Source organism: Rhizobium sp. BE258 (assembly GCF_031457345.1).
Lineage (GTDB): Bacteria > Pseudomonadota > Alphaproteobacteria > Rhizobiales > Rhizobiaceae > Rhizobium.
The window spans coordinates 786054-808775 of record NZ_JAVDWL010000002.1 but is presented as its reverse complement, the minus strand read 5'-3'; the positions used below and the strand labels follow the sequence as shown (position 1 = coordinate 808775).

General features: G+C 62.5%; 22 protein-coding genes. 11 read left to right on the top strand and 11 right to left on the bottom strand.

The annotated features are described in order from the left end of the window. The first annotated feature begins 2 nt into the window (after positions 1–2). From J2X43_RS09230 to J2X43_RS09215, 4 genes are all read left to right on the top strand, one after another. Entirely contained in the window at positions 3–1106 is a 1104-nt protein-coding gene (locus J2X43_RS09230) for a sn-glycerol-3-phosphate ABC transporter ATP-binding protein UgpC (RefSeq protein WP_310293396.1), read from the top strand. Between the two features lie 100 nt (positions 1107–1206). Further along, complete coding sequence (locus tag J2X43_RS09225) at positions 1207–1710, top strand: cupin domain-containing protein (RefSeq protein WP_112385190.1); 504 nt, start codon at positions 1207–1209, stop codon at positions 1708–1710. A 96-nt stretch (positions 1711–1806) separates the two neighbouring features. Then, complete coding sequence (gene gshB / locus J2X43_RS09220; RefSeq protein WP_310293394.1) at positions 1807–2754, top strand: glutathione synthase; 948 nt, start codon at positions 1807–1809, stop codon at positions 2752–2754. A 176-nt stretch (positions 2755–2930) separates the two neighbouring features. After that, positions 2931–4463 (top strand): YifB family Mg chelatase-like AAA ATPase, encoded by a 1533-nt coding sequence (locus J2X43_RS09215; protein ID WP_310293392.1) that lies wholly within the window; start codon positions 2931–2933, stop codon positions 4461–4463. Positions 4464–4608: 145 nt separating this feature from the next. Here the strand turns inward: J2X43_RS09215 and cysK are convergent, their stop codons facing one another. Together cysK and J2X43_RS09205 are read right to left on the bottom strand one after the other, a co-directional pair. Continuing rightward, complete coding sequence (gene cysK, locus J2X43_RS09210) at positions 4609–5571, bottom strand: cysteine synthase A (protein ID WP_112385193.1); 963 nt, start codon at positions 5569–5571, stop codon at positions 4609–4611. 133 nt (positions 5572–5704) lie between these two features. Beyond that, positions 5705–6322, bottom strand: a complete 618-nt coding sequence (locus J2X43_RS09205) for a LysE family translocator (protein WP_310293391.1) — start codon at positions 6320–6322, stop codon at positions 5705–5707. Positions 6323–6405: 83 nt separating this feature from the next. Here J2X43_RS09205 and J2X43_RS09200 point away from each other — a divergent pair, with 83 nt between their 5' ends. Beyond that, a complete protein-coding gene (locus J2X43_RS09200) occupies positions 6406–6963 on the top strand; it encodes a cysteine hydrolase family protein (RefSeq protein ID WP_310293389.1) in 558 nt (185 codons plus the stop codon). Here J2X43_RS09200 and J2X43_RS09195 read toward each other — a convergent pair. After that, positions 6953–7849 carry a DMT family transporter gene (locus J2X43_RS09195; RefSeq protein WP_310293387.1) on the bottom strand — a complete coding sequence of 299 codons (897 nt, stop codon included), beginning with the start codon at positions 7847–7849 and terminating at the stop codon, positions 6953–6955. The two genes, J2X43_RS09200 and J2X43_RS09195, sit on opposite strands and share 11 nt — an antisense overlap. Before the next feature lie 112 nt (positions 7850–7961). Between J2X43_RS09195 and J2X43_RS09190 the strand changes: the two genes are divergently transcribed. Beyond that, on the top strand, positions 7962–8411 hold the full coding sequence (locus tag J2X43_RS09190) for an Lrp/AsnC family transcriptional regulator (RefSeq protein ID WP_310293386.1): 450 nt from the start codon (positions 7962–7964) through the stop codon (positions 8409–8411). Here J2X43_RS09190 and J2X43_RS09185 read toward each other — a convergent pair whose 3' ends face one another. Continuing rightward, positions 8412–9308, bottom strand: coding sequence for a GNAT family N-acetyltransferase (locus tag J2X43_RS09185; protein ID WP_310293384.1), 897 nt, complete (start codon positions 9306–9308; stop codon positions 8412–8414). Then, positions 9305–9775: a dUTP diphosphatase gene (dut, locus tag J2X43_RS09180; protein ID WP_310293382.1), complete on the bottom strand. Its 471-nt coding sequence runs from the start codon at positions 9773–9775 to the stop codon at positions 9305–9307. Before dut ends, J2X43_RS09185 begins: the two co-directional genes overlap by 4 nt. Before the next feature lie 91 nt (positions 9776–9866). Between dut and J2X43_RS09175 the strand changes: the two genes are divergently transcribed. From J2X43_RS09175 to J2X43_RS09160, 4 genes are all read left to right on the top strand, one after another. Continuing rightward, on the top strand, positions 9867–11447 hold the full coding sequence (locus J2X43_RS09175; protein WP_310293380.1) for a peptide chain release factor 3: 1581 nt from the start codon (positions 9867–9869) through the stop codon (positions 11445–11447). A gap of 87 nt (positions 11448–11534) precedes the next feature. Further along, complete coding sequence (locus J2X43_RS09170) at positions 11535–12065, top strand: transporter suffix domain-containing protein (RefSeq protein ID WP_310293379.1); 531 nt, start codon at positions 11535–11537, stop codon at positions 12063–12065. Positions 12066–12095: 30 nt separating this feature from the next. Continuing rightward, entirely contained in the window at positions 12096–13205 is a 1110-nt protein-coding gene (locus tag J2X43_RS09165) for an HlyD family secretion protein (RefSeq protein WP_310293377.1), read from the top strand. Between the two features lie 166 nt (positions 13206–13371). Next, complete coding sequence (locus J2X43_RS09160) at positions 13372–14244, top strand: hypothetical protein (protein WP_310293375.1); 873 nt, start codon at positions 13372–13374, stop codon at positions 14242–14244. A 13-nt stretch (positions 14245–14257) separates the two neighbouring features. Here J2X43_RS09160 and betC read toward each other — a convergent pair whose 3' ends face one another. Beyond that, a complete protein-coding gene (betC, locus tag J2X43_RS09155; protein WP_310293374.1) occupies positions 14258–15772 on the bottom strand; it encodes a choline-sulfatase in 1515 nt (504 codons plus the stop codon). A gap of 147 nt (positions 15773–15919) precedes the next feature. On the opposite strand from betC, the gene J2X43_RS09150 reads away from it, so the two are divergent. Further along, positions 15920–16822, top strand: a complete 903-nt coding sequence (locus tag J2X43_RS09150) for a choline sulfate utilization transcriptional regulator (RefSeq protein WP_310293373.1) — start codon at positions 15920–15922, stop codon at positions 16820–16822. 3 nt (positions 16823–16825) lie between these two features. Here the strand turns inward: J2X43_RS09150 and otsA are convergent, their stop codons facing one another. The 5 genes from otsA to J2X43_RS09125 form a co-directional block, all read right to left on the bottom strand. Then, a complete protein-coding gene (gene otsA / locus J2X43_RS09145) occupies positions 16826–18199 on the bottom strand; it encodes an alpha,alpha-trehalose-phosphate synthase (UDP-forming) (RefSeq protein ID WP_310293371.1) in 1374 nt (457 codons plus the stop codon). Between the two features lie 44 nt (positions 18200–18243). After that, a complete protein-coding gene (gene otsB, locus J2X43_RS09140; RefSeq protein ID WP_310293369.1) occupies positions 18244–19041 on the bottom strand; it encodes a trehalose-phosphatase in 798 nt (265 codons plus the stop codon). A 55-nt stretch (positions 19042–19096) separates the two neighbouring features. Beyond that, positions 19097–20572: a S10 family peptidase gene (locus J2X43_RS09135; protein ID WP_405049583.1), complete on the bottom strand. Its 1476-nt coding sequence runs from the start codon at positions 20570–20572 to the stop codon at positions 19097–19099. Between the two features lie 141 nt (positions 20573–20713). Next, positions 20714–22003: an MFS transporter gene (locus tag J2X43_RS09130; protein WP_310293365.1), complete on the bottom strand. Its 1290-nt coding sequence runs from the start codon at positions 22001–22003 to the stop codon at positions 20714–20716. Next, positions 22000–22677 carry a FadR/GntR family transcriptional regulator gene (locus J2X43_RS09125; protein ID WP_112538630.1) on the bottom strand — a complete coding sequence of 226 codons (678 nt, stop codon included), beginning with the start codon at positions 22675–22677 and terminating at the stop codon, positions 22000–22002. Before J2X43_RS09125 ends, J2X43_RS09130 begins: the two co-directional genes overlap by 4 nt. Between the last annotated feature and the right edge of the window lie 45 nt (positions 22678–22722).

Sequence of the window (22722 nt, the reverse complement as noted above, 5' to 3'; positions counted from 1 at the left end):
CAATGGCCTCTATCGATGTAGAAGGCGTCGGCAAGATCTATCAGGGCGGCGTCAAGGCTGTCTCGGGTGTCGGCATCAACATCAAGGACGGCGAGTTCATCGTCCTCGTCGGACCGTCCGGCTGCGGCAAGTCCACCCTGCTGCGCATGATCGCCGGTCTTGAGAGCATTTCCGAGGGACAGGTGAAGATCGGCAACCGCGTCGTCAACAACGTGGAGCCGGCCGATCGCGACATCGCCATGGTGTTTCAGAACTATGCACTTTACCCGCATATGTCGGTCCGCCAGAACCTCGAATATGGCCTGAAGAACCGCAAGACGCCTCGGGCGGAAATCGACGCCCGCGTCGCCGAAGCCGCCCGCATGCTGCAGATCGAGCAATATCTGGAGCGCAAGCCGAAAGCCCTCTCGGGCGGTCAGCGCCAGCGCGTCGCCATGGGCCGCGCCATTGTTCGCAAGCCGGCCGTCTTCCTCTTCGACGAGCCGTTGTCAAACCTCGATGCCAAGCTGCGCGTCTCGATGCGCGGCGAGATCAAGCGTCTGCAGCGCCGCCTCGGCACCACCTCGATCTATGTCACCCACGACCAGCTGGAAGCGATGACGCTGGCGGACCGCCTCGTCGTCCTGAACGGCGGCGAGATCGAGCAGATCGGCGCGCCGCTCGATGTCTACCACACCCCGGCCTCCACCTTCGTCGCCAGCTTCATCGGCTCACCGGCCATGAACCTCCTGAAGGCGGAGCTCCATGGCGACAAGCTGGCGATCGGCCCGAGCCTGATCGATCTCGCTGGCAACGCTCCGGCCTCCGGTCCCGTTACCATCGGCATGCGCGCCGAGGACCTGCGTCTCGCGCGGGCAGACGAATATGCGATGCCGCTCGCCGTCGAATATGTCGAGGAACTCGGCTCGCAGCGCCTCGTCCACGGTATGCTCGGCGATCAGCAGCTGACTGCGGTCGTCTCGCCGGAAACGCCGATCGCCAGTGAAATGCGCTTCATCATCGCTCCCGAAAAGCTTCACTTCTTCGCGGCCGATAGCGGCAAGAGGATCGGTGCCGGCGTTGCGGCCAGCACAAGCGCGCCGGTCGCCGCCGAGCCAGTCCAGTAGGCTTCGTCAGGATACGTTAAAATTTTAGCGGCTGCTTGAACGCCTCTCTTACGACTTGTCTGTTATTCCACGAACATTGGGGTAGCAAACGGGGTGTTTCATGGCCTGGAAGCTTATGCTTGCAAGTGCGGTCGCAATGGCTGCGCGCACGGTGCCGTATGCTGTGGCGATGCCGCGCGGCAAATCCTTCATCGCGCATTCGAGCGACCATCTGCCGATGAAGTCGACGCCGATCAACCCGGACTGGGTGGTCAGCGGTGACCCGCAGGCCCGCACCGCCGAGCACTCGCGCGGCCACGACGAAGCTTCGCTGACGGCGATCTGGGATTGTACGGCAGGCGAGTTCCGCTGGTTCTTCGGCTGGGACGAGACCGTGATGATCATCGAGGGAGAGGTCCATATCACTGCGGAAGACGGCACCGAGCGCACACTCCGCGCCGGCGACGTCGCCTTCTTTGCCGGCGGCACCTGGGCCAGCTGGCGGGTCGACAATTACGTCCGCAAGGTTGCCTTCCTGCGCAAGCCTTTCCCGAAGCCGGTGGCGCTCGCCTACCGCCTCCGCAACATGCTGCGCAACACCGGACAGCAGGGCCTCGCGGCCTGAAGAAACCTTGATCGCGATATCACGAAGCCATTGATTGGCCGTTGCGTTCAGCCGTCTTGCGACCTACATCTGTCCGGCATTCAGTGAGGGACGGAAATGGCCAAGATCAAGAACGTAGCGGTCCAGATGGACCATGTTTCGGGCATCAACATCGCAGGCGATTCCACCTTCGCCATGAGCCTTGAGGCGCAGACCCGGGGCTACAAGCTCTTTCACTACACGCCGGATCGTCTGAGTTTCCGCGATGGCCAGGTTTTCGCCTCCGTTGAGCCGATGATCCTGCGCGACGTCAAGGGCGACCATTTCGAGCTCGGCGCCCCCGAGCGTATCGATCTCGCGACCATGGATGTCGTCCTGCTCCGCCAGGATCCGCCCTTCGACATGGCCTACATCACCTCGACGCATCTGCTCGAGCGCATCCACCCGAAGACGCTCGTCGTCAACGATCCGGCCTGGGTGCGTAACTCGCCGGAAAAGATCTTCGTCACCGAATTCGCCGATCTGATGCCGAAGACGCTGATCACCAAGGATGCCGCCGAAATCCGCCGCTTCCGCGATGAAATGGGCGATATCATCCTCAAGCCGCTCTACGGCAATGGCGGCGCCGGTGTCTTCCATTCGACCAAGGACGATCGCAACCTCTCCTCGCTGCTCGAGATGTTCGGCCAGCTCTTCCGCGAGCCCTTCATCGCCCAGCAATATCTGCCTGACGTGCGCAAAGGCGACAAGCGGATCATCCTTGTCGATGGCGAGCCTGTCGGCGCGATCAACCGCGTTCCGGCCGAGCATGACAGCCGCTCCAACATGCATGTCGGCGGCCGCGCCGAGGCGACCGAGCTCACGGCGCGCGAGATGGAAATCTGCAAGCGCATCGGCCCGGCTCTGAAGGACCGCGGCTTCCTGCTGGTCGGCATCGACGTCATCGGCGACTACATGACGGAGATCAACGTCACGTCTCCCACTGGCTTACGCGAAGTCGCCAGGTTCGGGGGCGCCGATATCGCAAGCCTTCTCTGGGATGCCATCGAGCGCAAGCGCACCTAAAAGGGTGTTTTGTTCTCATTTTGATGAGCCGATACAACCCGCTGCAACCTGAGCGCAGCGGGTGCGGGAATCTGTTCGTTTATTGTTCTTGTTTTATTCTGTTTTCCATGCCAGATTGCAATTGACGGCCATGATGGGTCGTAAAACGCGATGTAGTTGGTTGCGGGGGCAGGGGCATGGTCGCGCGCGTCAGTACTGTTGCATTTCAGGGCATTGAGGGCGTGCCGGTCGAGGTCCAGGTGATGGTCGCTCCGGGCAAGGTCGGCATGCAGATCGTTGGCCTTCCCGACAAGGCCGTGGCGGAAAGCCGCGAGCGGGTTCAGGCGGCCCTTCATGCGTCGGGGCTGGCGCTTCCGGCCAAGCGGGTGACCGTCAATCTGGCACCTGCCGATCTTCCGAAGGAAGGCTCGCATTTCGATCTGCCGATCGCGCTTGGCCTGATGGCGGCGCTCGGCGCCATTCCCGGCGATGCGCTCGCGGATTATGTCGTGCTTGGTGAACTCAATCTGGATGGCACGATTGCCCCGGTTGCCGGCGCGCTTCCGGCGGCGATCGGAGCCAATGGCCTTGGTAAAGGCCTGATCTGCCCGGCCGACAGCGGCCCGGAAGCGGCCTGGGCCGGGACCGGCCTTGATATACTGGCGCCGAGAAGCCTGATCGCTCTCGCCAATCATTTCCGCGGCACGCAGGTTCTGTCGCGCCCCGAGCCGTCGATCCGCGCCAACGCTGCCAACCTGCCTGATCTTGCTGATATCAAAGGACAGGAGAGCGCTAAGCGCGCCCTAGAGGTCGCCGCTGCCGGAAATCATAATTTGCTGATGGTTGGGCCTCCCGGCTCGGGCAAATCGATGCTCGCAGCGCGGCTGCCATCGATTCTACCGCCGCTTTCGGCTGCCGAGCTTCTCGAAGTGTCGATGATCCACTCGATCGCCGGGCAGCTCTCCGGCGGCAAGCTGTCCGATCGGCGTCCATTCCGTACCCCGCATCACTCGGCAACCATGGCCGCGATGGTCGGCGGCGGTTTGCGGGCAAGGCCCCGCGAGGCGTCGCTTGCCCATCATGGCGTGCTCTTTCTCGATGAGTTTCCGGAATTCTCGCCGCAGGCGCTCGATGCATTGCGTCAGCCGCTGGAGACCGGCGAATGCATCATCGCCCGCGCCAATCACCGGGTCTCCTATCCGGCCAGTATCCAGCTGGTCGCCGCCATGAACCCCTGCCGCTGCGGCATGGCCGGAGAGCCCGGCCACAGCTGTGCCCGTGGCCCTCGCTGCCAGTCCGACTATCAGGGGCGGATTTCCGGCCCGCTGATGGATCGCATCGATATCCATATCGACGTACCGGCCGTGGCCGCGACCGACCTGATCCGGCCGATGCCGGCTGAGGCGAGCAGCACCGTGGCGGCCCGCGTTGCGCGGGCGCGAGATTTGCAGGCCGACCGGTTCATCGCTGCGGGCCTCGGCGGCATCGTCACCAACGCGCGCTGCTCGACGGCGCTCATCGAGAAATACGCCGAGCCGGATGCCGGCGGCTTGCGGCTGTTGCGGGATGCGGCGGAGAAGATGCGCTTCTCCGCCCGCGGCTATCATCGCGTTCTGAAAGTCGCGCGTACGCTCGCCAATCTCGATGGAAAGACAACGGTTGGTCGTATCCATCTGGCTGAAGCGATCTCCTATCGGATCGCGGGCGAGCGGCTGACGGCTGCAGCATGAAGGGAAGCGAATAGTGAGTAGCGAATAGCGAATAGAAAAAGAAAAGCTTGCTTAGCACTCAGGGCCGAGCAAGCTTCGCTATTCGCTATTCGCTATTCGCTATTCGCTATTCGCTATTCGCTATTCGCTATTCGCTATTCGCTGATCAGCTCCCGAGCCCATCAAATAGCGCCGTCGAAAGATAGCGCTCGGCAAAGGACGGGATGATCACCACGATGGTCTTGCCGGCATTTTCCTCGCGGCTGCCGACCTTGATGGCGGCGGCAAGCGCCGCACCGGACGAGATGCCGACCGGCACGCCTTCGAGCCTGGCGACCAGACGGGCGGTTTCCATGGCCAATGCGCTATTGATGGTGACGACCTCGTCGTAGATCTTGGTGTCGAGAATGGCGGGCGCAAAGCCGGCGCCGATGCCCTGGATCTTGTGCGGTCCGGGCTGGCCGCCCGAAAGCACGGGCGATTCTTCCGGCTCGACAGCGATGACCTTGATGCCGGGCTTCTTCGACTTCAGCACCTGTCCAGCGCCGGTAATCGTGCCGCCGGTGCCGATGCCGGAAACGAAGATATCGACTGCGCCGTCGGTATCGTTCCAGATTTCCTCGGCCGTCGTCTTGCGATGGATTTCAGGGTTGGCCGGGTTTTCGAACTGCTGCGGAATGATCGCGTCAGGCAGGGTCGAGGCCAGCTCCTCGGCCTTGGCGATGGCGCCCTTCATCCCCTTCGGCCCCTCGGTGAGCACCAGTTCGGCGCCAAGCAGCGCCAGCATCTTGCGGCGCTCGACGGACATGGTTTCCGGCATCGTCAGGATCAGCTTGTAACCCTTGGCAGCGGCGGCGAAGGCGAGTGCAATGCCCGTGTTGCCGGAGGTCGGCTCGATCAGCGTCGTCTTGCCGGGCGAGATCTTGCCCTGTGCTTCCAGGCTCTCGATCATCGCCACGCCGATACGGTCTTTGACCGAGGCGATCGGATTGAAGAACTCGAGCTTTGCCAGCAGGTTGGCCTTCACGCCCTTTTCCTTGGCAAGCTTGTCGAGGCGCACGATCGGCGTATCGCCGATGGTTTCGGTGATCGACGAGTAGATGCGGCCGCGGCCCGGTTTTTTCGACATGAGTGCTCTCCCTTGAAGTGTGTTGCGCAGACAATAGGGTCAAAGCGCGCGCCAGACCAGACCGGCCTCACGCGCGGGAGTGGCAAGCCAGAGAAAAAATCCTTTGAAAACCGCCGTTTGACGGATGAATTTTTCAGGCCGCGCGGGTGGCGATAAAGGCTGCGGTGCCCGCCAGAATGCCGGCCGCCGTCCGGTTCAGGGCCTGCAATGCGCGCGGCTGCTTCAGCATGCTGCGGGCACGGGTTGCCAGCAGCATATAGGGGATCAGCACCGTCAGCAGAACGATGAAGGTCGCGGCCAGCAGCAGGCCATATTCGCGCAGGCCGATGGTATGGATGTCGATCAGCGTCGGCACCAATGCCACATAGAAGAGCATCGTTTTCGGATTGCCGAGGGTTACGAGCAGGCCCGAAAGAAAAGACATGCCCATGCTGCTCGATTTGCGCGCTGAGATATCCTGCGGCAGAAGTCCGGAAGTCCAGAGCTTGTAGGCGATGTAGCAGAGATAGATCACGCCTGCGAACTTGATGACCAGGAAGATCTCGGTGAAGGTCTGCGCCACGAAGGCGAGGCCGAGGATGACCGCCGTCAGATAGGTCATGTCACCCAGCACCAGGCCGAGACCCATGAAGAAGGTCTCGCGGAAGTTCGAGCCCAGCGCCCGCGCCACGATCGCCGTGATACCCGGCCCCGGAATGGCTGCTGCAATGAACAGTGCGCCGCTATAGGCAATGAGCGCTGCAATCGTCATTTGTCTCTCCCTGATTGCCGCCTATCTACGTCTGTGCGAAATGGCTTTCAAGCGACTTCGAAAATGACGTCACGGGGGATGAAATGTCCAAGGCCTTGCTGCTGATCGATGTCCAGAATGCCGTGCTGGAAGGCATGGGTGCGAAAGAGCGTGCACCGGCGATCCAGGAAGCCTACGATGCGGTGACCAGGCGGCTCGCAGCCGTGCTCGCAAAAGCGCGATCGGAAGCCGTCCCTGTTATCATCGTCCAGCATGACGAAGCCGAAGGCGATCCGATTGCCAAGGGTAGCAAGGGCTGGGAAATCAGGGCCGAAGTCGCGCCTCTGCCGGGTGAGTTGCTGATCAACAAGCAGGCATGCGATGCGTTCTTCGAGACGCCGCTGGAAGCCGAGCTGCGCAGGCGCGGCATCACCCATCTCGTCATCGGCGGCTGCGTCACGCCCTTCTGCATCGACACGTCGGTTCGCCGCGCCGTCTCCCTCGGCTTCGATGTGACGTTAATCACGGACGGTCACATGAGCGGCGATATCGGCGCACTCGGCTTCGAGCAGATCATCGCACATCACAACATGGTTCTCTGGGGATTCGGTGCCGGCTCTCACGGCGTCGGATTGTCAAAGGCCGCCGAGGTCAGCTTCTGACCACGCGCAGAAACCGCCCCGGCGTCCAGCCGAGGTTCATGCCCGCAGCGGCAAGCAGAATGATCGCCGCTCCCACCACCTGCAGGGGCTGCAGCGCGTGGCCGAAGGCGATGCGATCAACCGCGATTGCGGCAATCGGATAGATGAAGGACAGCGCACCGGTGAGATGGGTCGGCAGCTTCTGGATCGCGCCATAGAGCAGCACATACATCAGCCCGGTATGGACGACACCCATGGTCACCAGCAGCGACCAAGTCCCCGCCGCCGTAGGCATGGCCGAAAAATCGGCAAAGGGCGCCAGCATCAGAATGCCGGTCGAAACCTGGATGAGGGCGATCAGATGCGGTGGCGTGCCCTTTAGCCATTTGGCCGCCAGCGCCGCGAGCGCGTAGAAGAAGGCGGCTCCGAGCGCCAGCGCGATCCCCATGCCATAGCTGCCGCTGATCGCGCCGCTATCCGGTTTCGCCTCGACGATCGTCGCCATGCCCGCGAAGGCGAGCCCGAGCCAGAACAGCTTCGTGCCGGTGATCTTCTCGCCGAGAAAGGCCGAACCCAGCGCCAGCAGCATGAAGGGCTGGGTATTGTAGACCGTCGTGGCGATCGAGATCGACGCATGCGAATAGGAAGCAAATAGCATCAGCCAGTTCAGCACGATGGCGATGCCACCGAAAACGGCGATGCCGAAGCTCTTCAACGACAGCAGGCGAGGATTGAGAAGCCCGAGCAACGCGCAGATGAAAAGCAGGCTGATGGCCCCGAACAGGCAGCGCCAGAACACGACATTGCCAACCGGCTGCCCTGACATGATAACGAACCAGCCGATGCTGCCCGAAATCAGCATTGCCGCCGTCATTTCCGCGCTTCCCCGCCTGATCTCGCTCTGCATCGCAACTCTCCCGTGATGGAGGCGCAGATTATTGCGCAAACGCTGCCGTCTCTATATCGTGTAAAACAGAGTGGAAGCGTCTTGCCTAATAATTTTAGGTGAAAGGAGTGTTGTGGCTAATTACGACAGAATCGACGAAACGGACCAGAAGTTGCTGGATGCGCTCGCCGTCAATGCCCGCCTCTCCCTGAAGGAACTCGCCCAGGCCGCCGGCATGTCTTCGCCGAGTGCCGCCGAGCGGCTGCGCCGGCTGGAGGAACGCGGTATCATCAGGGCTTTCACCATCGATATCGATCCGGCCGCACTCGGCTATCCCCTACAGGCGATCGTCCGCGTCCGCCCGTTGCCAGGTCAGCTGCATATCGTCGAGAAGCTGATCCAGGAAACCCCTGAATTTATCGAATGCGACAAGGTGACGGGCGACGATTGCTTCATCGCCCGCCTCGTCGTGCGCTCGATGGGAGAGCTGGATGGCATCCTCGACAAGATCGCGGAGCGCGCCGAAACCAACACCTCGATGATCAAGTCGTCGCCGGTCAAGCGCCGCCTGCCGCCGGTCTGATCAGAAATCCGCCATCGGCGAGAGCATGGCGGGGGCCTGCAGCTCAGGGCCGTCCAGTCCGCGGATCATGAAATGCGTCCCGTGCAAAGACGAAGGCAGCGGCGCGCCGTTCCAGCCAAGCTTCTCGGGGTTGAACAGGATCTCAGCGCGCGAGGGCTTGATGCCGAGCCCGCCGAGAATGGCGGCAAGGGACGGGATCGAGGGCGCCAGCACATCGAGCAGGATAAAGCGCTCGCCATCGAGCTTCCAGGCAATGACCGCATCGAGCTTCTCGATGAATGTCAGCTGCACATTGGGATCGAGCTGGGTATTGATCAGAAACATCGCCGGGCTGCCGGTGACGGCCAGCGTGTCGGACACCGCCTCCCGTCGCGCCAGCAGATCCTGGAGCAAGGCGAGGTCAGCAGCGACCCGGGGATCGAGCGTTCTTGCGTCAGGGGCGCCATCCGGTTTCGGCGCATCACCCTCGAAGCTGTGCATCGGCAATGTCCGGAAGCCGTAGGGCTCATAGAGCGCAGGCTTGTCCGTATAGAGCACGATCGCCTCGAAGCCCTGGTACGAGCACCAGTCGAGCGCCTTATTCGTCACATCGCGATAGAGCCCGCGGCCGCGCCAGGGCGGCCGCACGGCGCCAGATTGTAGAGCAGCTGCACTGATCCGGCGGCCGTTGACGACGATAGGCATGGCGAAGGCCGAAAGATTGGCGGCCAGCGTCCCGTCTTCGGCAAACCAGCCGAAGGGCATGCTGGATGGATCAGGCCCGCCGAGCTCCATCAATGGGCCGATATCGATGCCGAATGTGTCGTGGAGAAGCGAAACCAGTGCCCGCCAGGCGGTTCGGTCGGCAAAGTAATCCTGCCGGAACGTCAGACCCGTCGTGTCAGGCGCGGCGCTCATACCCCGGTGGAGCCGAAGCCGCCGGCGCCGCGCGCCGTGGCGCTGGTCTCGGTGATCTCGGCAACGCGGACCTGGGTCACTGGCGCAATGATCATCTGGGCAATCCGCATTCCCCGGCTGATCTCGAAAGCCTCGTCGCCGAGGTTGATCAAAAGCACCTTCACTTCACCGCGGTAATCGCTGTCGATGGTGCCCGGCGTATTGAGGCAAGTGATGCCGTTCTTGAAGGCGAGGCCGGAGCGCGGGCGGATCTGCGCCTCGAAACCCTCGGGCACCTCGAAGATGAAACCTGTCGGCACCAGAGCGCGCTTGCCCGGCGCCAGCACCAGCGGTGCGCCGTCATCGACAGCGGCGCGCAGGTCCATCCCGGCAGCCCCTAACGTTTCGTAGGAGGGCAGGTCCAGCCCTTCGCCATTGGCGAGGCGGACGAGATTGAGCTTCGGGCGGAGGTCGTTTTGAATGTCCATGCGGGCATTAGTTTGCGTCCGGCCGCCGAAGGTCAATTGCAATGCCCGGCCTAAATCGCTAGATAGCCCGCAATTCCACAGGATTCACATGATGGCCGAAACACTCGCCGAGGCGGTCTCCCGCCGCCGCACATTCGCTATTATCGCGCACCCGGACGCGGGCAAGACGACGCTGACCGAAAAGCTGCTGCTGTTCGGCGGCGCCATTCAGCTCGCCGGTGAAGTCAAGGCGAAGAAGGATCGCATCCAGACGCGTTCCGACTGGATGAAGATCGAGCGCGAGCGCGGCATTTCGGTCGTCACTTCGGTGATGACCTTCGAATATGCCGACAAGGTCTTCAACATTCTCGATACGCCCGGTCACGAAGACTTCGCCGACGATACCTACCGCACCCTTACGGCGGTGGATGCCGCCATCATGGTCATCGATGCCGCCAAGGGTATCGAGCCGCGGACGCTGAAGCTCTTCGAAGTCTGCCGCATGCGCGACATCCCGATCATCACCTTCATCAACAAGATGGACCGTGAAAGCCGCGATGTCTTCGAAATTCTCGATGAAGTCGAGGAAAAGTTGGCACTGGATACCGCCCCGGTCACTTGGCCGATCGGCCGCTCAAAGAGCTTCTGCGGCACTTACCACCTCGCCGCAAACCGGGCGCGCGGATCGGACAACGAAGATGCGATCGTGGTCAATGGCCCGCAGGGCGTGGCCGATCGCCTTCCGGAAAACGAACGCGCGGCTTTCATCGACGAGGTCGACCTCGCCAAGGAGGCGTGCCGCCCCTTTGATCGCCAGGCATTTCTGGAAGGCCATATGACGCCGGTCTTTTTCGGTTCGGCGCTGCGCAATCTGGGTGTGCGCGATCTGATCAACGCGCTTGCCGATTTTGCGCCGCCGCCGCGCGACCAGGTGGCCGATATCCGCACGGTCCATGCCAACGAAGACAAGATGACCGCCTTCGTCTTCAAGATCCAGGCGAACATGGACCCGAACCACCGGGACCGTATCGCTTTTGCCCGCATCTGCTCCGGCAAGCTGGAGCGCGGCATGAAGGCCCGTCTTGCCCGCACCGGCAAACAACTCGGCCTCACTGCGCCGCAGTTCTTCTTCGCCTCGCAGCGCCAGCTGGCCGATACCGCCTATGCTGGTGACGTGGTCGGCATCCCGAACCATGGAACGCTGCGCATCGGCGACACGCTGACCGAGGGTGAACCGCTGGTCTTCCAGGGCGTGCCAAACTTTTCGCCGGAAATTCTTCGCCGCGTCCGTCTCGAAGACGCGATGAAGGCTAAGAAGCTGAAGGAAGCGCTGCAGCAGATGGCCGAAGAGGGCGTCGTCCAGCTGTTTTCGCCCGAAGACGGCTCGCCGGCGATCGTCGGCGTTGTCGGCGCTCTGCAGCTTGACGTGTTGAAGGAGCGCCTGCAGCAGGAATACGGCCTGCCGGTCTCCTTCGAAATGTCGCGCTTCTCGGTCTGCCGCTGGGTTTCGTCCGAGAATGGCGCTGATCTCGACAAGTTCCTCACCGTCAAGCGCGGCGATATCGCCCGCGATCTCGACGGCGACCCGGTGTTCCTCGCGCAGGACAGCTTTTCGCTGCGTTACGAAGCCGAGCGTTTCCCGGCAATCAAGATGGACGCCATCAAGGAATATCACGTCGCCAAGGCGGCGTGATCTCGCCGAAATGCTGGGATGACTGCGCAATCATACTAATGTACATTAGATATTCGTAAATCGTTCATCCATGGGGGGCTGGCGAACGTGAGCACGAATATCGAGCTGGAGAATGTGCCTGCTAGTGGCGGCTGGCGTTTCAAATGTGGCATTGCGCTCTTTGCGCTGATGTTGCTGCTGGTCGTAGCAATCCCGGTTCTGGCGATGTCCGGAATGCCGCCGGCGCGCGTCGCGGCGCTGACGGGCGCCATCTTCGTCGGCAACAAGATCATCCTTGTCGTAATGATCGCCGTGATGGGGAAAGCGGGCTTCCAGGAATTGAAGCGGACGCTCGGCGGCTATCTGCCATCGCTGAAAGACGAGATCGTCAGTCCAGTGCGCCATGTCATTGGCCTCGTGATGTTCTGCCTGCCGCTCGTTTCCGCGCTGTTCGAACCCTATGTCGATAACATCTGGCCGGATTTTCGCCCGAACCGCTGGGAATTTCAGCTGCTCGGCGACCTTATGCTGATTGCCAGCATCTTCGTTCTCGGCGGCAATTTCTGGGGCAAGATCCGGGCCTTGTTTGTGCGGACCGCGCGCTCGGTAAACACCGCTGAGAACGTCCAGGCCAGCTGATCATTCTCGCAGAGATTTCGGGAGGGGCGAATGGATCAGCAGGACAACAGAGCTGCGCAGGACGTTGCCGCGCCGGTGAGCGCACGAAACCCGCTGCGTCGGGCCGCGATTTGCGTCCTCGTGTTTCTTGTCCTCGCCTTCGCGGTTTCTGTTTTCATGGAGCGCCGCACGCCGATAACTGCGCAGGCGACGGTCAACGCCTATGTGGTCGGCATCGCGCCTGAAGTTTCCGGCCGGGTGGTGGATGTCGCGGTTTCCGACAACAGCCCGGTCACCAAGGGTCAGATGCTGTTTCGCATCGATCCGCAACAGTACGAACTGGCGCTGGCGCAAGCAGAGGCGCAGCTCGCCAAGGTCGGCCAGTCGATCGGCGCCTCCATCGCCGCGCTCGATGGCGCTCAGGCGAAAGTCGTCGAAGCGCGCGCCGTACGCGACAACGCGCTGGAACAGGCCAACCGTTCGGAGGCCTTGCTGAAACGCGGGGTCATCGCGCAGACGCGGGCGGATCAGGCGCGGACCACGCTCCAGCAGGCGCAGGCGGGAGCAGCTGCGGCCGATGCAGAACTTGCGAGCGCCGAGAAAGAGCTCGGACCGGCCGGCCAGGATAACCCGCAGCTACAGGACGCTCTTGCAGCGCTGGAGCGGGCCAGGCTCGATCTGCTCCGCACCACCGTGCTCGCGCCCGCCGATGGCGTCGTCACCAATCTTCAGCTGTCCGTCGGTGGCTTTGTCAACACCGGAAAGAGCGCCGTCACCTTCATCGATGCAGGCACGATCTGGATAGCGGCCAACTTCAAGGAGAACAGCCTCGAGAATGTCGCAAGCGGCAACAAGGCGGAAATCCTGTTCGATGCGCTGCCCGGAAAGCTGTTTCCTGCTCATGTCGAAAGCGTCGGTTTCGGTGTCGCTCAGGGCAATGTCGATCCGAATACGGGCCTGCCGAAAGTATCGGATCAGAGCGGCTGGATCCGCACGCCACAGAGCTTCCCCGTGCGGCTCATTCTCGACGGCGAGCGGCCGAAGGGCATCCGCTACGGCGCTCAGGCGAATGTGGTGATTTATACCGGAGACAATCCGGTGACCAACGCGCTGGGTGCATTGTGGATGCGCATCATCTCGGTTCTGACCTATGTCAGCTGACGCCGTATCGGGTCATCGCTGGTGGCATTCGCCTGAGGCTTCGCAAGGTCTTCGCGTGGCATTCGCCGCCACGCTTTCGTTTACCTGGTCCGTTGCCGCTGGAGACGTTATCCCGTTTCTCGGCGCGCTCTTCGCCGTCCAGTTCCTGCTGACGGATCGCACGCCGATGCCATTCGGCAAGGCACTCGGCATGGCGCTGATTGTGACGCTCACAGGGCTCTGCCTGCAGATGTTCCTGGCGGTCACCGCCGATAATCCACCGGTGATCCTCATCTTCCTTGGCGCGATTTACTTCCTTTGCTTTCTCGCGCAAGCGACAGGAAGGGCAGGCGCGCTGCCATTCATGATCCTCGTCGTGGCCGTCATGCTGCCGCTTCTGACGTTGCTGCACTACGACCTCGGCAGCTCGGTCCTCGCGCTGCTGGTCGGGGGCATCGTCGAGGGTATCGTCTGGGGCTGGGCAGCGCACGCCGCCTTTCCCCACCGCGGATTACCTGGCAGCGGTCAGCCGCCCGCTATTCATCACCAGAGACCGATAGCCCGGGCGCTGGCAAGCGGAGCGATATTGCTGGGCGCTGTCGCCATCTGCCTGACAAATGATCGCTTCGCCACAGCGCTGGTCATTCCGATTACCGTCGCGTCGATGCTGATGCAGCTGGATGTCCTTGCCGGCGCAAGAGCGGCCTTTGGCCTCATCCTTGTCAACATATTCGGTGGCGCTGCGGCGAGTGTGGTCTTTGGTTTCGTCACACTGCGGCACTCGCTGTTTTTTATGTTCCTCAGCATTCTCGCGGTAAGTCTGATACTCGGTGGCCGTGCGGTGTTGCCGCGGCCTTCCGCCAAGGTGTTTGCAGGTGCATTGACGATATTCCTCGTGGTGCTGGGATCGGGAATATCGCCGCTGCCCGGTACGGCGGCGGAAACATTCGCCACGCGCATCGGCTATATCATTCTCGCGACGCTCTACAGTCTGTTCATGGCCGCCTTGCTTTGGCCGGCCGAACGCCGGGTGGCCGCGGCTCTGCCGAAGGCACTGTAATAGGCTGGAAAGGTCACTCTCCGCGCGGATACCTCTGGCTCTCTTCGAGGATGTTGAGGTCCATGTGGTTGCGCATGTAGCGCTCCGATGCCTTCTGCAGCGGCTGGTAGTCCCAAGGATAGTAAGCGCCATTGCGCAGCGCTTCGTAGACGACCCAGCGGCGCGCCTGGCTTTCACGCACGGCTGCGTCGAAGGTCTCAAGGTTCCAGCGGGCATCGGCTTGGTCCTTGAGAGACGCCAGGACTTGAGCATAGTCAGGGTTCTCAGCGAGATTGTTCAGCTCGTGCGGATCGGCGTCGAGATCGTACAGCATCGGCGGATCCTTGACGCAAAGCGAAAGCTTGAAACGGCCGTCGCGGATGCCGACGAGCGGCGCGATCGACCCTTCCGCGGCATACTCCATCGGCACCGGGCTGCGGCTGCCGTTTCCGGTTGCCAGCGGCGCCAGATCCTCGCCGTCGGTCCATTTCTTCAGCGACGAGATGTCGAGGCCGGCGAGACCGGCGAGCGTCGGCGTCACGTCGAGCGTCGAAACCGGTCGGTCGATCTTTGCCGGGGTCCAGCCGGGCGCCGCGATCATCAGCGGCACGCGGGCAGAGCCGTCGAAGAAGCACATCTTGAACCACAGACCGCGGTCGCCCAGCATGTCGCCATGGTCTGATACGAAGAGGATGATGGTGTCGTCTGCCATCCGGCTGCGATCAAGCACATCGAGAATCTCGCCGATCTTCTCGTCGACATAGGAAATATTGGCGAAGTAGCCCTGCCGCGCGCGGCGGATCTGCTCGGGCGTGATATCGAACGCCTTGTAGTCGCAGGCTTCGAGCAGGCGCTGCGAATGCGGATCGAGTTCCTCGAAGGGCAGAGGCGCAACGGCCGGGTTGAGCGCCGGGCAATCCTCGTAGAGATCCCAGAACTTGCGCCGGGCGACATAGGGGTCGTGCGGATGCGTGAAGCTGACGGTCAGGCACCAGGGCCGGTCGTCCTGGCGGCGTGACAGGTCGTAAAGCTTGCGGGTCGCGTTGTAGGCGACCTCGTCATCATATTCCATCTGGTTGGTGATCTCGGCGACGCCCGCGCCGGTGACCGAGCCGAGATTGTGATACCACCAGTCGATGCGCTCGCCTGGCTTGGTATAGTCAGGCGTCCAGCCGAAATCCGCCGGATAGATATCGGTCGTCAGCCGTTCCTCGAAGCCGTGAAGCTGGTCCGGGCCGACGAAATGCATCTTGCCGGATAGCGCAGTCTGGTAACCGGCGGCACGCAGGTGATGGGCGTAGGTCGGAATATCGGAGGCGAATTCGGCGGCGTTGTCATAGACGCGCGTCCGGCTCGGCAGCTGGCCGGACATGAAGGAGGCGCGCGCCGGGGCGCAGAGCGGGCTCGCCGTATAAGTATTGGCGAAGCGTACCGAGCGTTGGGCCAGCGCCTTCAGATGCGGCGCATGCAGGAAATCGGCAGGGCCATCCGGAAACAGCGTACCGTTGAACTGGTCGACCATGAGGATGAGAATATTCGGGCGCGCCATGCTGTCATGTCCTGATGATGTGGAGCAGGGTCACGCGCGGTCTTCGAAGGTCGTTGCGTTCCGCCCGCTATTCGAGCATTTTATTCAACAACGGCTCACGGCCCTTGTGAAGCTGAAATTTTTCGATGCGTGCCAAAAGGATTTTTTATGGCTGAGCGGCCGGTGGATCTCGGATGGTTTCGCATTCTCGCGGAGATCGGCAGACTCGGCAATCTGTCGTCGGCGGCTCGCGCCCTCGGGCTGACGCAACCGGCCGTCAGCTACCAGATCCGCCGCCTCGAAGAGCAGATGAAGGTCAGCCTGCTGCAGCGGCGTCATCGTGGCGTCGAATTGACGGCCGAGGGCCGCAGGCTCTTCGATGTCGCCGCCCGCACTGTCGGAGACGTGGACGCGCTTGCGCGCAGTTTTCGCAACGAGGCGGAGCGATCGACGGTGCGGTTGCGCACCGATTATGCCTTCTCGTCGCTCTGGCTGATTCCGCGCATGCATGGCTTCCGCCAGCTCTACCCCGGCATGGATATCCAGATCGTCGCCACCCAATTCGTCGAACAGGGCGCGCCGGACGCAAGCGACGCCGCGATCGTCTTTGGAAGCCGGCGCGAGCTTGGCGGGCATGGCATCTTGCTGCTGCCGGAAAAAGTGGTGCCGGTCTGCTCGCCGGGTTTTGCCGAGCGGCACGGTCCGCTCGGGACGCCGGAGCGTCTCTCCGCTGCGCGCCTTCTGCATCTCGATGCCCGCGGGACGCCGCCCTGGTTCGACTGGACGAGCTATCTTGACGAGTTCGCCATCAGCCGCAATGCCGCTGCCGCGCCCGGCGAGATCAGCTTCAACACCTATTCGCTGGTGGTGCAGGCCGCTGTCGGCGAACAGGGTGTTGCGATCGGCTGGATGGGGTTAGTCGACTCACTGCTGGCATCAGGCATGCTGGTCGTGGCCGGCCCGATGGTCGAGGCCTCGGACCGCGGCTACTGGCTGGCGCCGCCGAAAGAGATGACGGAGGAGACCGGCAGGCTTATTGCGTGGCTGCAATCCGAAGTCGCGACCGCGTGAAGCCTAAGGCGCCAGATCCTTCAGGAAATCCCTGCACCATCGCGACACATCGAATTCGAGGAGCTGATCCATCATCAATTTCCAGCGTTCCTGCCGCTCTTCCAGCGGCATGCTGAGTGCGCGCGCCAGCGCGTTGGCAGTTCCCTCGATGTCATAGGGGTTCACCAGCAGCGCGCCTTTCAGCTGGCGGGCAGCGCCGGCAAAGCGGGAAAGCACCAGAGCACCAGGATCCTCCGGATCCTGCGCCGCTACATATTCCTTGGCGACGAGATTCATGCCGTCGCGCAGCGGCGTCACCAGACCGGCTTTGCCGAGCCGGTAGAGGCCGGCAAGAATGGGGCGTCCGACCGAACGGTTGATGTAGCGGATCGGCACCCAGTCGACGGAACCCAGAGCGCCGTTCACCCGCCCGGCCTGTTCGGCGACCGTCCGCTGCATCGCCTCGTATTCCGGCACCTCAGAGCGCGATTTCGGCGTGATCTGAAGATAGGTCACGCGGCCCTGCTGGGCCGGGTTTGTCAGGATGAAATGCTCGAAAGCGTCGATGCGCTGCGTCAGTCCCTTGGAATAGTCGAGGCGATCGACGCCGATGATCAGGCTGCGGCCCTTGATGCTCTCGCGTGCTTTCCTGACCATGCTGTGGGTTGCCGATTTGCGGGCGAATTCGGCAAAGGCTGCCGTCTCGATGCCGATCGAATAGGCGCCGCCCTTGAAGGTCCGCCCATGCGAACTGAAGCGGCCATCGCCCAGCTCGTCGCCAATGCCCTCGCGGCGCAGGCAGCCCGCAAAATTCTCGAGGTCATGGTCGGTCTGGAAGCCGACGAGATCGTAATGGGATAGCCCGCGCATGATCTCTTCGTGGACCGGCATGGTGAACAGCACATCCGCCGGCGGCCAGGGGATGTGCAGGAAGAAGCCGATCTTGTTTTTCAACCCCATCTGCCGCAGCTCGGCTGCCAGCGGAATCAGGTGATAGTCATGCACCCAGATGACGTCATCGGGCTTGATCAGCGGCGCAAGCCGGTGGGCGAAGAAACGGTTGACGCGAAAGTATCCCGCCATCTCCTTGCGGCCATACTCGGCGAGATCCAGCCGGTAGTGACAGATTGGCCAGAGCACGCGGTTGGCGAAGCCGTGGTAATATTCCTCGACATCGGTATCGGTGAGATCGGTCAGCGCGTAGGTGATACTGCCCTGCTGGATTTCCTTCAGCTTTTCCGGCTCCTGCGCGCCGCTGGAATTCCCCGACCAGCCCATCCAGATGCCGCCGCGCTCTTCGAGCGCTGCCTTGAGGGCAACCGCAAGCCCACCGGCGGGCGCAATGCCGCCCTTCTCTGGAACGGGGACGCGATTGGAAACGACGACGAGGCGGCTCATGAAAGGGTCCTTTTCTCAGGAAATGTTTTAGATGCTGAAATGGTTCACGCCGTCAGCCGGGCGATGACATCGCGCACGGCAGCAGCGGACGGGAAAGAGGCTGTCGCCTCGCTGGCAGGCGAAAGCGGGCCGACGCGGATCGACAAGCCGCCAAGCCGGCTGACGGCACGGAACATCGCCTCGTCGGTCACGTCGTCGCCGATAGCGATGGCGCGCCGTCCTTCGAAGGGCGGCTGCGCAAGAAAGGCTTCGACGGCATGTCCCTTGTCGGCGCTTGAGGGACGGATTTCGATCACCATCTTGCCATGCTGGATGTGCCAGCCGGGGCCGGCACGGTCGAGTGCCTGCTGCATCAGCGGCTCCAGATCGATTTCCCGCTCCGGCGCCTGACGGTAATGCGCGGCGACCGCTGCACCTTTATCCTCGATGAGGATGCCCGGCCAGCCGACCGTCTGGGCGGCGAGATCAGCCTTCACGGCGTCGAAGGCCGCGGTTGCCGCGGCGGTCGTGAGCGTTCCGTCGGCATCGCGGCGTTCGGCGCCGTGCAACCCGGCAATCGGAAAGCGGAGCGGTGCAAATAAGCTGTCTGCATAGGCAAGGCCGCGGCCCGTGACCAGCGCCAGCGCACCACCAAGTTTTTGCGAGAGAGCATCGAGCTGGCCCGGGAGACCGGTGGGGACTTCGATGCCGTCGGGTGTTTCTGCGAGATCGAGCAGCGTCCCGTCGATATCGAGAAAGAGCGCCCAGTCTTGCGGCGCTCCGGCGAGTGCGGCAAGCATGGACTCCTCGCCTGAAGCCGCATCCGGCTCCGCGATAACAAGCGGCTGCTTTTGGTAGGACATGGGGTCTATCTAGGTCAGTGCTGCACTGCGGCAACCCTCATACGCCAACCGGAGCCTAGTCCGCGGGCTGCGCTGTGCCGCTCTGCGCGTAGAATGCCTTCGCATCCGCCGTAAAGGCGGCCCGCTGTTCGGCATTCGTGTAGAACATGTGGCCGCCGCGATAGACATCCAGCTTGACGCGGTCTTTCGCGAGACTTTGCGGCAGGTGATCGACGACATAGCGGCTGACGCCATAAGGCGTGACGAGGTCACTGTAGCCATGAGCGATCAACAGATGGAAGGATGGGTTTGACGCCAGCAGCTGGCGGATATCGCCGGTTATACTGGCCTGCAGCCGCGATCCGCCGCCGCGTCCACCCCATTCCCATTGACGGCTGATATCGCTGTCGAGCAGCGAATAGGTCATCTCCGTCTTGAAGCTGAGCTCGTTGCGGGCATAGCCGGAAAACGCACCGCCATAGGCGCGGGTGAACCCGTCGAGAATGGCGTCGTCACCGCGGTCATAGTCGGATTCGGGATAGGGATCGGGAGATGCGAAAGCCGCATCATACGGGCTCATCACCTCACCGGCGGGTTTGCCGGAATGCTTGGCATAGGCGTCACCCAGAAAGCCACGGTTGCGGGTGACGACATCCTCCGGAATGCCGGTTATCGCCGATATCTTGCCGTAAAAGGCCTTTGCCGCGTCGCCTGTTGGCTCTGGGCCGGCAAGCGTCGTCAGATAGTCGCCGAGCGCGAATTTTTCCGCCTCACGCTGCGCATCCTCCGAAAAGGCGCCGCGGCGGTCCATGTCGGCGGCTGCGAGCGAGGGAAGCTCCAGAGCGGCACCCAAAGCGAACTCGTCGGCATTGAACATCAGCTGCGCCTCGATGAGCGGCGAGAGCATGACGGCGCCCGAAACGATGATTCCCTGGTTCTGCTGCAAAGCACCCGCGACCCGCGCCGCGCGGAAGCCGCCATAACTTTCGCCGAGCAGGTATTTCGGCGAATTAGAGCGGTTGTTATGGTCAACGTAAAGCGCGATCGCCTTGGCGATGCTCTGCGCGTCCGAGCCTACGTTGTAATAATCCTTGGCATCGTCGGCCTTCGCCGTCCGGCTCCACCCGGTGCCGATCGGATCGATCAGCACAAGATCGGTAAAGTCGAGCCAGCTCTGCGGATTGTCGGCAAGCTTGGCATTGGCTCCGTCGCGCGCCTGAGGCCCGAAATCGAGGATGCGCGGGCCAACGAGGCCGAGATGGAGAAAGGCGGACGCTGCCCCGGGTCCACCGTTGAACGCAAAGGTGATTGGACGATTTGTACCCGCATTCTTGGCGGTATAGGCGGTGTAGAAGATCGCCCCCGTCTGGTTGCCGTCCTGGCTGAAGAGATCGAGTGTTCCCGCGGTTGCCGTATAGTCCAGCTTGCGGCCGCCGATCGTCGCTTCGTGCTCGGTCACAGCATTGCCGGGCAACAGCTTCAGCACGCCCGGGCGTTCCTGGGACAATGCCGGTGCGGCGGCAAGGGATGCGGCGAGCGCGATGGTCAGCATGAGAGAGCGATGCGGCAAATGATCTCCTCCGTCGGATTGGTCCAGCCCGGAGCTAACCTACCATCGCCTGCCGCGAAGGCTCATCAAGACATGGTGATCCCAGGGTGAGCGCAGCTCATCCCTCAAGGAGAAAAGGTCTCCTTAAGGCGTCTCGATCGTCCTCGCATTGACATGCAGCGCCCGCCCGGCGTTCCAGCCGTTGATCGCAGCACCAAGGCCGAGGATGACGAACAGCACCGCGCACCAGGCGAAACTGCCCGTCCAGCTGCGGATCATGCCGACGACAAGCGGACCGATGGCGGCAAGCAGGTAGCCGACGCATTGCGCCATGCCGGAAAGATGGGCCGCGATGTGGGAATCGCGCGAGCGAAGCACGATGGCGGTCATCGCGACGGCAATCAGTCCGCCCTGGCCGATGCCCTGCAGCGCCGCCCAGAACCAGACGGTCCAGAGAGGCGCAAACAGCAGGCCGAGCAGCGCAACGACGGCGACGATGCAGAGCGAAGCGTTGATGACGCGCTGATCCTTGCCGCGCACGGCAATTTGCGGCGCAACCAGACATGCCGCGGCCTGAACCATGACCGACATGGAAACGATCGCTCCGGCGGTCACGCCGTCGAGGCCGCGTTCGCGGAGAATCGGCACCAGCCAGCCGAAGACGCAGTAGGCAAGAGCCGATTGCAGCCCCATGAAAAGCGTCACCTGCCAGGCGAGCCTGTCGCGCCAGAGACCTTCGACACGGAAGCCACTACGCTTGGCGGTGTTCTTGGTGCGCAGCACCTGTGGAAGCCAGATCAGTCCAACGGCAAGGGCGGGTAGGGCCCAGATGGCAAGCGCACCGGAAAGAGAGCCGCCCAGCATATGCTCGGCCGGCAGCGTCAGCCCGGCGGCGCTGGCAGCACCGGCGCAGAGCGCCATGGTGTAGCAACCGGTCATCAGCGCGGCCCGGTCCGCAAAGTCGCGCTTCACCAGACCCGGCAGCAGCACGTTGCCGACGGCAATGCAGCCACCGGCAAGGGCAGTTCCCAGAAACAGCAGCGGTATCGAGTTCAGCCCGCGCATCGCCGTTCCAAGCGCCAGCAGGAAGATGACGCAGAGAAGTGTCCGCTCCGAGCCGATGCGCTGGGCAAGCCGTGGTGCGAGTGGCGAAAAGGCGCCGAGGCAGACGACCGGCAGGGTGGTGAGCAGGCTGGCGCCAAGCGCCGACAGACCGAGGCCGGAGCGGATTTCGGGAAGCAGCGCAGAAGCGCTGGAAAAGACCGGCCGGAGATTGAAGGCAATCAGCACCAGACTCACGCCAAGCAATATGCGGGCTGTTGCGGAAAGTTTCGCAGGTGGTTGAACCGGCGGCATGCTGTCTGCCTCGGCATCGATCAGTTGCTCGCCGGACGCATCGAAAGCATGCGCGGTATCGGCGTGAGGGGTATTCATGAAAGCAGCATCCGGTCCAGTGCGGCGATGACGGGGGCCATGAAACGGCGAACCGCCGCATCCGCCCGTTCGGGATCGCCTGTTTCGATGGCATCGACGATATCGGCATGCGCCTGCATATCCGGCTCCGGCACGTCCTGGCCGAGGGTCGCCTCGATGGTCTCGGCGATCGATGCGGAGAAGAAATCGTATATTTCGATCATCGCGCGGTTTTGCGATGCGGCGATAACCGCCTGATGAAAAGCCAGATCGCGCCTGATGAAGGCAGCCTTGTCGCCGCCCTCGTAGTTGCCGCGCTTTTCGAGCAGCGCCCGCAATCCGGCGATAATCTCTGGCGTCTGCCTGAGGCTCGCCAGACGCGCAGCCTCGACATCCAGCGCGCAACGCGCCTCGAACTGGTCGCGCAAGCTTGAGCGTCTCGCCATGGTGAGCGGCCGGCTGGCGTCGGCGGTCGACAGCACGTAGGTGCCGGACCCCTGTCTCGTCTCAAGATATCCCTGTGACGCCAGGACGCGAACTGCCTCGCGCACGGTCCCGCGGCTCACGGACAGCATGCTGCAGAGGGCAGCCTCGTTCGGCAGCTTTTCGCCCACGGCCCAGCGCTTGGCGACGATTTCGCTGCGGATCGCTTCGATTGCTGTATCGGCGAGATTGGTCTTGCTCAGAGGCTGCATCGGCATATTCATAAAGTCATCAGATGACTTTATGAATATGCCCGG

Bases quoted from the DNA above. Each gene is read 5' to 3' on its own strand.
- J2X43_RS09230 (WP_310293396.1), top strand. From the start codon at position 3: ATGGCCTCTATCGATGTAGAAGGCGTCGGCAAGATCTATCAGGGCGGC.
- J2X43_RS09225 (WP_112385190.1), top strand. From the start codon at position 1,207: ATGGCCTGGAAGCTTATGCTTGCAAGTGCGGTCGCAATGGCTGCGCGC.
- gshB (WP_310293394.1), top strand. From the start codon at position 1,807: ATGGCCAAGATCAAGAACGTAGCGGTCCAGATGGACCATGTTTCGGGC.
- J2X43_RS09215 (WP_310293392.1), top strand. From the start codon at position 2,931: ATGGTCGCGCGCGTCAGTACTGTTGCATTTCAGGGCATTGAGGGCGTG.
- cysK (WP_112385193.1), bottom strand. From the start codon at position 5,571: ATGTCGAAAAAACCGGGCCGCGGCCGCATCTACTCGTCGATCACCGAA.
- J2X43_RS09205 (WP_310293391.1), bottom strand. From the start codon at position 6,322: ATGACGATTGCAGCGCTCATTGCCTATAGCGGCGCACTGTTCATTGCA.
- J2X43_RS09200 (WP_310293389.1), top strand. From the start codon at position 6,406: ATGTCCAAGGCCTTGCTGCTGATCGATGTCCAGAATGCCGTGCTGGAA.
- J2X43_RS09195 (WP_310293387.1), bottom strand. From the start codon at position 7,849: ATGCAGAGCGAGATCAGGCGGGGAAGCGCGGAAATGACGGCGGCAATG.
- J2X43_RS09185 (WP_310293384.1), bottom strand. From the start codon at position 9,308: ATGAGCGCCGCGCCTGACACGACGGGTCTGACGTTCCGGCAGGATTAC.
- dut (WP_310293382.1), bottom strand. From the start codon at position 9,775: ATGGACATTCAAAACGACCTCCGCCCGAAGCTCAATCTCGTCCGCCTC.
- J2X43_RS09175 (WP_310293380.1), top strand. From the start codon at position 9,867: ATGGCCGAAACACTCGCCGAGGCGGTCTCCCGCCGCCGCACATTCGCT.
- J2X43_RS09165 (WP_310293377.1), top strand. From the start codon at position 12,096: ATGGATCAGCAGGACAACAGAGCTGCGCAGGACGTTGCCGCGCCGGTG.
- J2X43_RS09160 (WP_310293375.1), top strand. From the start codon at position 13,372: ATGCCATTCGGCAAGGCACTCGGCATGGCGCTGATTGTGACGCTCACA.
- betC (WP_310293374.1), bottom strand. From the start codon at position 15,772: ATGGCGCGCCCGAATATTCTCATCCTCATGGTCGACCAGTTCAACGGT.
- J2X43_RS09150 (WP_310293373.1), top strand. From the start codon at position 15,920: ATGGCTGAGCGGCCGGTGGATCTCGGATGGTTTCGCATTCTCGCGGAG.
- otsA (WP_310293371.1), bottom strand. From the start codon at position 18,199: ATGAGCCGCCTCGTCGTCGTTTCCAATCGCGTCCCCGTTCCAGAGAAG.
- otsB (WP_310293369.1), bottom strand. From the start codon at position 19,041: ATGTCCTACCAAAAGCAGCCGCTTGTTATCGCGGAGCCGGATGCGGCT.
- J2X43_RS09135 (WP_405049583.1), bottom strand. From the start codon at position 20,572: ATGCTGACCATCGCGCTCGCCGCATCCCTTGCCGCCGCACCGGCATTG.
- J2X43_RS09130 (WP_310293365.1), bottom strand. From the start codon at position 22,003: ATGAATACCCCTCACGCCGATACCGCGCATGCTTTCGATGCGTCCGGC.
- J2X43_RS09125 (WP_112538630.1), bottom strand. From the start codon at position 22,677: ATGCAGCCTCTGAGCAAGACCAATCTCGCCGATACAGCAATCGAAGCG.